This is a genomic window from Salidesulfovibrio brasiliensis JCM 12178 (assembly GCF_001311825.1).
In the GTDB taxonomy this organism is placed as follows: domain Bacteria; phylum Desulfobacterota; class Desulfovibrionia; order Desulfovibrionales; family Desulfovibrionaceae; genus Pseudodesulfovibrio; species Pseudodesulfovibrio brasiliensis.
Genome location: NZ_BBCB01000088.1, coordinates 1 through 11795 on the forward strand (window position 1 = coordinate 1; position 11795 = coordinate 11795).

At 61.1% G+C, this 11795-nt stretch carries 11 protein-coding genes and 1 pseudogene; 11 read left to right on the top strand and 1 reads right to left on the bottom strand.

Going from position 1 to position 11795, the window contains the following annotated elements; translation table 11 throughout:
• From JCM12178_RS14920 to JCM12178_RS14940, 5 genes and pseudogenes are all read left to right on the top strand, one after another.
• The coding region (locus JCM12178_RS14920; protein WP_054652513.1) for an AAA family ATPase at positions 1-1058 on the top strand (1058 nt) is incomplete at its 5' end.
• 201 nt (positions 1059-1259) lie between these two features.
• Complete coding sequence (locus JCM12178_RS14925; protein WP_054652515.1) at positions 1260-1565, top strand: hypothetical protein; 306 nt, start codon at positions 1260-1262, stop codon at positions 1563-1565.
• Between the two features lies 1 nt (position 1566).
• Positions 1567-3269: pseudogene (locus JCM12178_RS14930) on the top strand (portal protein).
• The gene (locus JCM12178_RS14935; RefSeq protein WP_054652517.1) at positions 3259-3498 is read left to right on the top strand and encodes a Bbp19 family protein; all 240 of its coding nucleotides are present in this window, start codon (positions 3259-3261) and stop codon (positions 3496-3498) included. The pseudogene JCM12178_RS14930 and the gene JCM12178_RS14935 overlap by 11 nt, the downstream one beginning before the upstream one ends.
• Positions 3491-4321 carry a hypothetical protein gene (locus JCM12178_RS14940; RefSeq protein WP_054652519.1) on the top strand — a complete coding sequence of 277 codons (831 nt, stop codon included), beginning with the start codon at positions 3491-3493 and terminating at the stop codon, positions 4319-4321. The genes JCM12178_RS14935 and JCM12178_RS14940 overlap by 8 nt, the downstream gene beginning before the upstream one ends.
• Positions 4322-4353: 32 nt before the next feature.
• On the opposite strand, the gene JCM12178_RS14945 is transcribed toward JCM12178_RS14940, so the two are convergent.
• Entirely contained in the window at positions 4354-5133 is a 780-nt protein-coding gene (locus JCM12178_RS14945) for a substrate-binding periplasmic protein (RefSeq protein WP_054652521.1), read from the bottom strand.
• A gap of 132 nt (positions 5134-5265) precedes the next feature.
• On the opposite strand from JCM12178_RS14945, the gene JCM12178_RS21075 reads away from it, so the two are divergent.
• From JCM12178_RS21075 to JCM12178_RS14970, 6 genes are all read left to right on the top strand, one after another.
• On the top strand, positions 5266-6060 hold the full coding sequence (locus JCM12178_RS21075) for a CoA-binding protein (protein ID WP_369404537.1): 795 nt from the start codon (positions 5266-5268) through the stop codon (positions 6058-6060).
• A 17-nt stretch (positions 6061-6077) separates the two neighbouring features.
• Positions 6078-7964 carry a bifunctional acetate--CoA ligase family protein/GNAT family N-acetyltransferase gene (locus JCM12178_RS14950; protein WP_369404538.1) on the top strand — a complete coding sequence of 629 codons (1887 nt, stop codon included), beginning with the start codon at positions 6078-6080 and terminating at the stop codon, positions 7962-7964.
• 1 nt (position 7965) lies between these two features.
• On the top strand, positions 7966-9072 hold the full coding sequence (locus JCM12178_RS14955) for a glycosyltransferase (RefSeq protein ID WP_245628811.1): 1107 nt from the start codon (positions 7966-7968) through the stop codon (positions 9070-9072).
• A 25-nt stretch (positions 9073-9097) separates the two neighbouring features.
• Positions 9098-9337 carry a hypothetical protein gene (locus JCM12178_RS14960; protein ID WP_054652523.1) on the top strand — a complete coding sequence of 80 codons (240 nt, stop codon included), beginning with the start codon at positions 9098-9100 and terminating at the stop codon, positions 9335-9337.
• A gap of 767 nt (positions 9338-10104) precedes the next feature.
• Positions 10105-10635 carry a hypothetical protein gene (locus JCM12178_RS14965; RefSeq protein WP_054652525.1) on the top strand — a complete coding sequence of 177 codons (531 nt, stop codon included), beginning with the start codon at positions 10105-10107 and terminating at the stop codon, positions 10633-10635.
• Positions 10636-10716: 81 nt separating this feature from the next.
• Positions 10717-11190, top strand: coding sequence for a RipA family octameric membrane protein (locus tag JCM12178_RS14970; RefSeq protein WP_439646712.1), 474 nt, complete (start codon positions 10717-10719; stop codon positions 11188-11190).
• The last annotated feature ends 605 nt before the right edge of the window (positions 11191-11795 follow it).

The following is an 11795-nucleotide window of genomic DNA, read 5'->3' on the forward strand; positions in this document are numbered from 1 at the left end:
TCCTGCTCGGCGGCGAACCGGGCGTGGGCAAGTCCACCCTGCTGCTCCAGCTTGCCGGAACGCTGGCAAAGAGCGGCGCATCCGTGGTCTACGGTTCCGGGGAGGAATCGCTTCCCCAACTCAAGAACCGCGCGGAGCGCATCAGCCACCTCTCGCCCACGCTGCTTGCCATGGCGACCAGCAACGCCGACGATCTGCTCGACGCCCTCGAATCCGCCAACCCGCCCGACCTGATCATCGCCGACTCGGTGCAGACGCTGGCCTCGCCTCGCGCGGACGGGCTTCCGGGCAGCGTATCGCAGGTCCGGGCCGTGTCCACGGAGCTCATCGAACGCTCCAAGGCCAAAGGGACCACCCTCGTGCTTGTGGGCCACGTAACCAAGGACGGCCAGATCGCAGGGCCAAAGCTTCTGGAGCACATGGTGGACACCGTGCTCTACCTTGAGGGCGACCGCCGCACCCGTTCACGCATCGTGCGTGTGCTGAAAAACCGCTTCGGCCCGTCCGACGAGCTGGTGGTCATGGACATGCACGAGACCGGCCTGACCCCGGTGGCCGACCCGGCGACGCACTTTCTCGGCTCCCGCGACACCTCCCTGCCCGGCACCTCGCTGGCGCTGGCCATTGACGGGCACCGCCCCTTCGCTCTTGAGGTGCAGGCCCTGTCCACGGAATCCTATCTTTCCAACCCGCGCCGCACGGCCCTCGGGCTGGACGGCAACCGGCTGCACCTCCTGCTTGCCGTGATGCAGAAAAGGCTCAACCTCAACCTCGGCCAGTACGACATCTACGCCAAACTGGCGGGCGGACTCGTCACCCGCGACCCCGGCCTCGATCTGGCCGTGGCAGCGGCCATCCTTTCCTCTTTCTACGACCTGCCCCTGCCCGAGAACGCCACGTTCTGGGGCGAGGTAGACCTGAACGGACAGGTCCGCACTGCAGCAGGGCACGACACCCGACTGGCACAGGCCAAACGCCTCGGCCTCTCCCCGGCGGTGCACTCCGCAAACTGCCGCACCCTCGGCGACCTGCAACGCTTCCTGTTCGGGAAAAAATAGCCGAAGCACCCACGCCTCACCCTGAAACGGGCCGGATTATCCGGCCCGTTTTTTTGTGCCCATCCGCCCGCCCCACGCCCCCTGTCAAGCGGTAATTGCATGCCTTTTTCGCCCGATGAAGGGTGTTTTTCTTCCCGCCGGAAAACCGGGGGTATACTGGCCGCCTCTTGCAACCAGAAACCCTCGAAGGAGGCAACGACTATGGGTGGATCAGCAGCCATCGCCAGCGTGTTCAGCTCGGTGCTCGGCTCGGCCATGGGCTCCGGAAAGAAAAGCTCCGGCCCCTCACAGGCCGAACTCGCCGCGCAGGAACGCAAGCGGCGCGAAGAAGAGGAACGCAAGGCAGAGGCGGATGAACGCCGCAAGGAGCGCCAGCGTCGCCGCGAGGCGGCCCTTCTTGAGGATAAACGCCTCAGGGCCGCCGGAAAGCGGTCCTCGCTCCTTGCCAAGGGCACGGACGATTCGGAAAAGGCCGCCCCCGGCCTGAAAACGAAGCTGGGGGAATAGCATGAAGACCAACGACCTTGCCGCATCCCTTGCCGAGCGGTTCGGCAGGCTGGAGGACAGACGCTCCCGATGGGTTCCTGTCTGGCGGGAGCTGGCGTCCTACATGCTGCCCCGCAAGGACTGCTTTGACTCGCACTCCCGGCCCGGCGCGGCGGACGAACGCATCTTCGACTCCACGCCGCCGCACGCGCTGGAGCTGCTGGCTTCGGCTCTCGGCGGCCTGCTCACCAACCTGCCACCACATGGTTCGACATCCGGCCCGTGGACAGGGAGCGCGGAGACGATGATGACGTCCGCGCCTTTCTGGCCGAGACCCGCCAACGCATGAACCGGGTCTTCAACAGCGAGGACACCGGGTTCCAGACTCACTCCCACGAGCTCTACCTCGACGTGGCCCTGTTCGGCACCTCGGCCATGTACGTGGAGGCCGACCCCGCGTGCGTAGTGCGCTTCAACACCCGCCCGCTCGGGGAAATCTGCGTGGCCGAGGACGTGCGCGGACAGGTGGACACCGTGTACCGCAAATACGAGCTCACCGCCCGACAGGCCGTACAGGAATGGGGCGGCGACTGCTCGGATGAGGTGCAGCGGCAGGCAGAGGAAAACCCGGAGGCCCGCGTGGAAATCCTGCACGCGGTCTTCCCCCGCGACGACCGCGACCCCTTCGGCCTCGGCGTGATAAACTTCCCGTGGTCCTGCGTCTACATGGAAACCGCCACGCAGCACGTTCTGGAAGAGTCCGGCTACCTTGAAATGCCCTACATGGTGCCGCGCTGGTCCAAGGCGTCCGGGGAGACCTACGGGCGAGGACCGGGGCTGACCGCGCTCTCGGACACACGAGTGCTGAACGCCATGGCCCGCACCACGCTCATGGCGGCGGAAAAGATGAGCGATCCGCCGCTCATGGTTCCCGATGACGGGTTCCTCGGCCCGATACGCTCCGGACCGGGCGGCCTGTCCTACTACCGGGCGGGATCGCAGGACAGGGTGGAGGCCCTGCCCGTGCACGCGGACCTCAATGCGGCGCAGGCCATGATGGACCAGCGCCGGGAGTCGGTGCGCCGCATCTTCCTCGCGGACCAGCTCGCCCCGGCGGACGGCCCGGCCATTTCGGCCACCGAGGCGGTCATTCGCCAGAGTGAACGCATGCGGGTGCTGGGCCCGGTGCTGGGCAGGTTGCAGACGGAGTTCCTCGGCCCCGTGGTCCGCAGGGTCTTCAACATCATGGTCCGCACCGGCGCGCTGCCGCCACTTCCGCAAGGCATGGAGATGGAAGACTTCGAAGTCCGCTACGCCTCTCCGGTGAACACGGCCCAGAAGCGCTACGAAGCACAGGCGCTCCAGCAGGCCATGGAATACCTCGCCCCGCTGGTGGGCCAGGGCGACCCCAACGGACTCATGGACAACTTCGATCAGGACCGCATCGCCCGCCACGCCACCGAGCTGTTCGGCGTGCCCGCCGACTACATGCTCTCCGACGTCGCCGTGGCCGAGAAACGCGCCACCCGTTCGCAGGGAGCACAGGCAGCACAACGGGCCGGGACCGTGGAACGCATGGCCCGCATCGCCAAAGTGCTTTCCGAGGCGAAGATGGCCGAACCCAGCGCCCTCACCGAGCTGGTGCGCCAGAACGGCGGCGATCCGCTCGCTTTCATGAACGCCGGTTCGCAGCCTTCTTCCGGGGAGGACGGCCATGCCGCATGAGAAACTGCTTGAACTGCACAAGAGCTATCGCCGCGTCTTCGCCACGGAGGACGGACAGCGGGTGCTGCGCGACCTGCGCGGCCGGGGCCACGCCGAAGCCTCGACCTTCTCGCCCGAGCCGGGCCGCACCCAGTTCAACGAGGGCCGCAGGACCATGGTCCTGCACGTGGAGCACATGATGGACCCCGACAACTTCAACCGCAAACGAGAGGAGAAACGACATGGCTGAAACAAACACCGACTGGCGCATGACCCTGCCCGAGGACTGGACCGTGCGCGTACGGGCCGACAGGGACGGAGAAGAACGCGAAATTCCGCTGCGTGAACACCCGGCCCTTGCCAAATACGCAAGCAAGGACGAGGCAGTGAAGGCGCTGGTGCACGCCCAGCGGATGCTCGGCCGCAGACCCGAAGGATACATGCCCGTGCCGGATGAGCAGGCTGGCGATGACCGCTGGGGCGAAGTCTGGCAGGCCCTCGGCAGGCCCGACAGCCCGGAAGGTTACGAGCTGCCCGAGTTCGACCTGCCCGACGGTATCGAAATCCGCGAGGACCTCAAGGAAGAGTTCGTGAGCCGGTCCCACGCTCTGGGGCTGAACACGCGGCAGGCGGCCGGGCTGTTCGAGTGGTTCGTCTCGCGCATGATGGATGTGCGGCACGAGCTGGACAGCGAGGAGGAAAATGCCTCCCGCGGGGAAATGGAAACCCTGCGCTCCCTGCACCGGGCCGAGATGCCGACCGTGCTGGAGCAGGCCCGGCAGGCGGCCATGGCCGTGGGCGGCGAAGAACTGCTCGACGCGCTGGAACGCACCGGCGCAGGCAACCGCGCGGCGGTCATCAACGCCTTTGCCCGCATGGCCCCGCTGGTGCTGGAAGGCCGTTTCCGGAGCAGAAAAGGGCTGGAGAACGGCGAGATGACGCCCGAAAAACTGCGGGAAATGATGCGTGATCCGCGCTACAGCGATCCGCTGAAACGCGACGAGAGCTTTGTGCGACGCATCGAAGAAGGGTTCAGGGCCCTGTATCCCGGCGAAGCGGGCGGCAGGCAGTAGCATGGCAAGGCGGGGGCAACCCCGCCTTTTCATTATTCAGGCAGGTCGAGCATGTAGCGCGCCATAATCCTTTCATACGTGCCGTCGCGCTTCATCTCCTTCAGCGTCAGGGAAAAGCGCCGGGCCATGTCGCCAGTCATGACCTCGCGGGAAAAGGCCAGGAAGGACTGCGAACTATCCAGAATCGCCGGTTTGCCGTCCATATCGCTCACGATCTCCAGCCGCATGCCGACGGCATGATCGCGAAGCAGTTTCAGGGCGTTGAAATAGTCTGTCAGAAAAGCATCAATACGTCCGGCAAGGAGTTTGTTCAGGTTGTTCTCGGCATTGACCACAGCTTCCACCGAGGCGAACGCCTTGTTCTTGAGCAGCTTCTCAAGGTGAGGACCATAGTAATAGCCGCGCCCAACACCAAGGCGCACATTGTCCGCGTTGGTCAGATCGGCGTCGAGAGATACGGAGCCATTGACCAGTTGCACGGCCACGGTCCGCTCCTCCCAGAGCGGTTCGTCCGGGTAGTGCAGATATTCTGAACGCTCCTCGGTCCAAATGGCGTAAAAAACCGCGTCGGCATCGCCGTACCTGACCGAAGCCATGGCCCGCGACCACGGCATGATGGTTATTTGCGTGCTGTGGCCCATTCGCGCAAGCCCTTCACGGACCACGTCCACCAACGCGCCATACACTTCTCCATTCATGGTATAGACCAGCGGCGGTGCCTCCAGCGACACCACTTGGACAGCCTTATCCTGAGTAGCGCCGCCTGCGGCAAAAAGAAGCGTCATGAGCAACGCGATGGCAATTATCCTCATGCAGTCTATTTATACCATCAACCCGGTCCTGTCATGTGATGAAAAGTGTATCGCCCTACGGTTGCGCGGCATACCGCAAACGGGGTAACGTACTTTCGTCCGTTCGCATCCACGTCAACCAGCGGGAGTTCCATGAGCGTCATCAATCTGGAATACTTGTTCAATCCGAAATCCGTGGCCGTTGTTGGGACCACCAACGACACCACGAATCCGGGCAACATCGTCATGAAGAACCTCATGGGTGGTGGCTTCTCCGGCCCGGTCATGCCCGTCTCCTCGGGAGCCGAGGCCATCTCCGGCGTGCTGACTTACAAGGACGTGGACGAACTGCCCAAGACACCGGACCTCGCCATCGTCGCCAACCCTCTGGACGAGGTGCCCGGCATCCTCGAATCGCTCAAGAAACGCGGCACCCGCGCTGCCGTCCTCGTGGGCTCCGGCTTCTCCCGCATGGCCCCCGGCGAGCGCGACGAGTTCAGAAAGACCGTGCGGGGCATCGCAAAATCCCCGGACATGCGTGTGCTCGGCCCCAAAAGCCTCGGCTTCATGGTCCCGTCCCTGAACCTCTACGCATCGCTCTCCCACGCCCGCGCAGGCTCCGGCAAACTGGCGTTCATCTCCCAGTCGGACAGCCTGTTCGCCACGGTCGTGGACTGGGCCGGGGACAAGGGGCTTGGCTTTTCGCATCTCGTGGCGCTGGGCGCACGCCTCGACGTGACCTTCGCGGACATCATCGACTACCTCGGCACTGACCCCATGACCCGCGCCATCATGATCTACGTGGAGTCCATTCACGACGCGCGCGAGTTCATGAGCGCAGCCCGCGCCGCCTCGCGCAACAAGCCCGTGCTGGTGCTTAGACCCGGACGCGCCCTCGACTTCCTGCCCGCCTGCTCGCTGGATCAGGCCCGTGCATCCCCGGCCTGACCGGCGAAATCTACGACGTGGCCTTCCGCCGCGCCGGGATGCTGCGCGTGGAAACCATCGACGAACTTTTCGACGCGGCCCGCACCGTCTCGACCCCGCGCAACGTCAAGGGCCGCAGGCTTGCCATCCTCACCAACGGAGCGAGCGCGGGCGTCATGGCCGCCGACAGGCTCCTTGAAGGCGGCGGCGAACTGGCCGAACTCTCCGAAGAGACCCGCAAGGCGCTGGACGCCCTGCCCGGCGGCCGCAGCGCGGACGTGAACCCGGTGGGGCTGCCCTTCAACGCGGACGGCAACACCTACGCCGAGGCCATCAAGGCGCTGGTCAAGGACAAGGGCGTGGACGCGGTGCTTGTCATGCACGTGCCGTGGGCGGCCCAGCCCGAAGTGGAAGTGGCAGAGGCCGTGGCCAAGTCCCTGAAACGGGTCAAGAAGCTGGTGCTCACAGCGTGGCTCGGCTCCGGCAACGCCGACGATGCCCGCGCCGTCTTCGCACAGACGGGCATACCCACCTACGAATCCCTTTCGCAGGCTGTCCGCGCGTTCCTGCACATGGCCGACTACCGCCTCAGTCAGGAACTACTCATGGAGACCCCGGACTCCCTGCCCACCGACTTTTTCCCGGACACCACCACCGCCCGCTCCGTGGTGGAAAAAGCGCTCTCCGAAGGGCGCGACGAGCTTTCCGAACCCGAGGCAAAGGACGTCCTCGCCGCCTACGGCATACCCGTGGTGGAAACCCGGCTCGCGATCTCGGCCAAGGACGCGGTCATCGCGGCCGACGAACTCGGCTACCCGGTGGCGGTCAAGGTCCGCTCCCCGCAGATTTCCCAGCCCTTCAACGTGGGCGGGGTGCTGCTGGACCTCGAAACCCCCGAGCGCGTATGGGAAGGCGCGGCCTCGCTGTTGGCCCGCGTAAACCGCGAACGGCCTGACGCCTACATCGAAGGCTTCACCGTACAGAAGATGGGCCGCCGCCCCGGCGCGCACGAACTCTTCGTTTCGGCAGAAAGCGACCCGGTCTTCGGCCCGGTGCTGCGCTTCGGCCACGGCGGCATGGCCCGCGAAGTGGTACAGGACTCGGCTCTAGCCCTGCCGCCACTCTCCATGACGCTGGCCCGCGAGGCCGTTAAACGCACCCGCATCAGCCACCTGCTCTCGGGCACGCCCACCCAGCCACCCGCAGACATTGAAGATATCTGTCTGACCCTCATCCAGCTCTCCCAGCTGCTCATCGACGTCCCGCAGATCCGCACGCTGGACATCAACCCTCTCTACGCGGACAACGAAGGCGTGCTCGCCCTCGGGGCAAAGGTCTTTCTCGAAGCGTACGATGGCAGCGGCCAGGGTCGGCTGGCAATCCGGCCCTATCCCCGCGAGCTGGAGGAGTGCGTCGTCACCCGCGACGGCAGAAAGGTCACGCTGCGGCCCATCCGGCCCGAGGATGAAGGCACGCACCGCGTCTTCCTTGAACGCCTCTCCGACGAAGACCTCAGAATGCGCTTTTTCGGCGTGGTTCGCCGCGACTTCGACCACAAGGACCTCGCCCGCTTCACCCAGATCGACTACGACCGCGAAATGGCCTTCATCGCCACGGCTCCGGACGAAAACGGCGACCCCGAAACCCTCGGCGTCATGCGCACCAACACAAGGCCGGACAACTCCGAGGCAGAGTTCGCCATCGTGGTCCGCTCCGACCAGAAGGGCAACGGGCTGGGCAGTCTGCTCTTCCACAAGGGCATCGAGTACACACGGCAGCGCGGCACCGCAGAGCTCACCGGCCAGACCCTTGCGGTGAACAAGGCCATGCAGGGGCTCTCCAAGAAATTCGGGTTCGTGATCTCCCCGGACCCGGACGACCCGGACGTGGTGGACATGACCCTCGACCTCACGGGAGAGAACTAGCGTGCCCGAGCAGAGCGGCCGCCTGATGATTCTGCACCACGCCGCCATGCAGAAACGCGGCGGGGCGCAGCGCGTGGCGAAAATCCTGCGGGACCGGCAGCAGGACATGGGTCATGACGCGCGCATGAGCTTCGAGATAGCCGAAGAAGACCTCATGAACGGCACCCCGGCCGAAAAGTTCGGCGACCATCTGCAGCCCGGCCAGATTCCGCACCTGCACGCCAGCACCAACTGGCGCAAGCTGCTGCGCTCCATCCCAGTAAACCGGCCCACCCTCATAACCCTGCACGACTGCCGCCTCATCACCGGCGGCTGCCCGTTCCCGCTGGACTGCAAGCACTTCGCAAAAGGCTGCGCCGACCCCTGCCCTAGGAATTTTCCCTCATCGGAAGACAACCGCCGAAGCAAGCGCGAAGCCATCGACGCCCTGAAGCCAACACTTGTCTCCCCCTCGCGCTGGCTGGCCAAGCTGGCCCGCGAAGCCCTTCCCGGCCAGAAGGTGCGCGTCATACCCAACGGCATCCCCTGGCCCGAACGCGTGCCCGACAAGCAGTCGGCCCGCGCCAAACTGGGCATTCACCCGCAGGCACGCGTGGCGCTCTTCGCAGCCCACGGCGGCATGAAGGCCGCGTACAAGGCTGGCGACGCATGGCCGCTCATCTGGCGGGAACTCCGCAAGAAACTGCCCGGCGTGGTAGGATTCGCCGCAGGCGGCGACACCGCCGGAGAACATGAAGGGCTCAAACTCTGGCCCTATGTGGACCGCGAGAAACTCGGGCTGCTCATGGCCGCCGCTGACTGCCTCGCCTACCCCACCCTCGCGGACAACCACTCCCTGCTGATCCTCGAAGCCATGGCCGCGGGCCTCCCCGTGGCTGCCCCGCCCGTCGGCGGCGTGCCCGAGCAGATACAGGACGGGCGCACCGGCATCCTCTGCAACGCAGACCCCGAAGCGTTTGCCGTGGCCGTGGCCGAACTGCTGCAACAGCCCGCCCGAATTCGCGAAATCGGGCACACCGCCTTCGACGAAGGTGCAAAACGGTTCACCGACGAGCGCATGGCCAAACAGTACGCCCCCCTTTACCAACAAAACGACTCCGGGCTATAATCCTCAAAATCAAGGAGACTACCCCATGAAATACATCATGTTCGAAGACTTTTCCGGCGCACCGATCCCCATCATCTTTCCCGGCCGAATCAACCACGACGACATGCGCGAACAGATGCCCTACACCCGCGTTCTCTCCGCAGGCTACGTCCAGACCCGCGACGGCGGATTCGTCTGCCACGGCGGCTCAAAAGCCCTGAAAACCGAAGCCCGCCCCGAAGACGCCGCCATCATCGCCGAACGTCTGGAAGACCCGGACGCGTAAAAGGTTGGACTGTTGCCTCCGGCGGCTCAAGAACCTTTTTTTGGCAAAAAGGCTGCACTCATGTGTGCCTTTCCGCCTTCCCTTCATGTTTTGGTGATCACGATGGTTTTCGCACAAGTTTTCTTTTGTGGTGAGCCAGCGTTGGTTTCGAAAAGGATGCCGTTTGTTTCGGGAAAACGGCGGTAAGCGTTGAAGCCGCAGGCTTCGTGCGTCTCAGCAGCTCGGACTTTCTCACGAGCTTATGACGGCATGATCGGCTGTAGTGCTTGCTATGGGCTAGGTTTATGAATTCCTATGCCACGGCACTTTCACCGAATTCCACTCTCGACCTCGACTTTTTTTCAGATTGTTTATTGCCGCCCATAGCCTTCTCGGAGAATGGCACGGTCAGCGATTTGGCCAAGACCAAGCCGCCTTTCCCGTCCCGTTGCTGTCGTAGGCGAAGGTGGCGTAGACAGCGGCAGTGGTTGAGATCCGGAACACATCGGGATAGCTAGGTTACAAGATTGGCTTGATTGTATGTCATCTTGGTTTGCCGCCAGATGGTCTGAAAAACCGAGGCCACCTCTCTTTACAGGGGCCTGAACGCATTCTACAACGTGGTCTGGTTCGCTTGTAGCAGCGGTGTCTAAAAGAGTTTTTTCGTTGAAGAGGATCTTTCTTACAAGGAAGAATATGTAAGGGAAACGGCTGCAACTGTCTTTGATCTTATGAAATGAATTATTGAAAGGAAAAGAAAGCAGAAGAAGAGAGAGGTAAAATCCAGTATGAGAATTATTGATTGGGCTGTCTGTTTGCAAATCAAAAAAGGAATCAAAATGAAAAAATGCTTTTTTTGTATAGCGTTGACGTTGCTTTTCTCTTCGTCTTCTTTTGCGGGTGGCATTGAAATGGAAGCTACTAATATTAATTCCATAGTATTGTCGCTAAGTCAGAAATACATGGAGTCGAAAGAGGGCAAAAAAGAAGAAGGGATTTATATAGATTTAGAGGATCATCATGTAATTTATGTCATGTTTACAAATAAAACCCAAAATCCTGTGACGGCAACAGTCGGCCAATTTACCCTTGTTACGTCAATGAATCGCTCGGCATCTTTCACTGCAGACATGTATCATATCGCAGGGAAGCCGTGGATGAATGTTGCAGATTTTCCTGCCGTCAAAGTGATGCCTGGCACTTCTGTTTCAGGCTTCATAGCTTACAAGAAGGCCTCAAATGATGAATTGCCCAAATTGTTGTTTTTTGAAGCAGGAGATGGGGTTTCAGCGAAGACTGAAGTTGCTGCGGACGAATAAATCTTGGCAAACCAATCTGCAGGTGGAGTCCATATGTCGCTAACATAATTTGACGAACAAGCCCACAGAGAGGTCCTCCTAATTGAGCAATATAAATTGTTGGTTGACTCCAACTTTCGCATATCCGTTCAGCGTCAAACCATGAATCGGTACTACTTTGCTGTTGCGTCCGCTCTTTATACTGTTACTTGGGTGATACTAACATACGATGGACTGTCGATTCCGCAAGGTATCAAAATGGCAATGCTACCTCAGGGTATACTGTTTGTTGTGAGTCTAGGATGGCGTGAAAGCATCAGGCGGCATAGCTGCCAAGCCGATTTGAAAATGACGCTGATTGAAGAAATGGAAGATGATTTACCTTCGGCTCCTTTTACGGTTGAAAGGAGGCTGTACGCTGACGACAATAAGCAGAAACCAACGCCTTCCTCATGGGAGGAGGTCCTTCCAGCTTTCATCAATCGTTTTGTATGGATGTATGCCGCGGCACTCTTTATTCTCGTTTTAGCGGAGACGTTGCGTTATTTCACTCCGTATTGGGAGAGTTCGGGCTAGGCTCTGATCAGAAAGTACAATTAAAGGGGGACAACACTATCAGCAGCCTAGTTGTCTATGGAAAAGGTCTGCAGGGTTAACCCGTTAAAAGTGCAACACCTTGGCCGCCCCAAATTTGTACCAGTGGCAGAACTCGCCGATTGATTTTGGATGCAGCTTTTTGAGGACCCGATTGGTGTGGGAGAGACATAAGGACCTACGAGTTTCTCGTAAGTGCTTGTTTCTTTCTAAGGCGTCCTAAAGAAGGATGACCCCATGTTGCCGACGTGAAAGGCCGTTTTTTTGTGTATGAAACCATGGTTTTTGTGGGAAAGCATGTGTGAACTCTGCTCATAAATTGAACAAAAATGCAAAAAAACGACAAAAGTCCCAAAATGATTTCTTGCCATCGTTGAAAATGCTGACTGGAACTGGCGTTGACGAAATCCGGTGGACCTTTTTGGCAAAAGATTCTGCTTTGCAGTCCTCATTCGTAAGGCTCAATGACCCGCAATAACCGAGGCTGAGAATTTCCACTCACCCTCCCCCGACCCTAACAATACCCACCCACCTCCGCCAAGCAGGAGAGGCCGACGCGAGAGCTGTCACGGAGTGCAGTTCTCGCG

Coding starts and splice junctions, on each gene's coding strand:
- JCM12178_RS14925 (WP_054652515.1), top strand. CDS start 1,260: ATGGGTGGATCAGCAGCCATCGCCAGCGTGTTCAGCTCGGTGCTCGGC.
- JCM12178_RS14940 (WP_054652519.1), top strand. CDS start 3,491: ATGGCTGAAACAAACACCGACTGGCGCATGACCCTGCCCGAGGACTGG.
- JCM12178_RS14935 (WP_054652517.1), top strand. CDS start 3,259: ATGCCGCATGAGAAACTGCTTGAACTGCACAAGAGCTATCGCCGCGTC.
- JCM12178_RS14960 (WP_054652523.1), top strand. CDS start 9,098: ATGAAATACATCATGTTCGAAGACTTTTCCGGCGCACCGATCCCCATC.
- JCM12178_RS21075 (WP_369404537.1), top strand. CDS start 5,266: ATGAGCGTCATCAATCTGGAATACTTGTTCAATCCGAAATCCGTGGCC.
- JCM12178_RS14945 (WP_054652521.1), bottom strand. CDS start 5,133: ATGAGGATAATTGCCATCGCGTTGCTCATGACGCTTCTTTTTGCCGCA.
- JCM12178_RS14965 (WP_054652525.1), top strand. CDS start 10,105: ATGAGAATTATTGATTGGGCTGTCTGTTTGCAAATCAAAAAAGGAATC.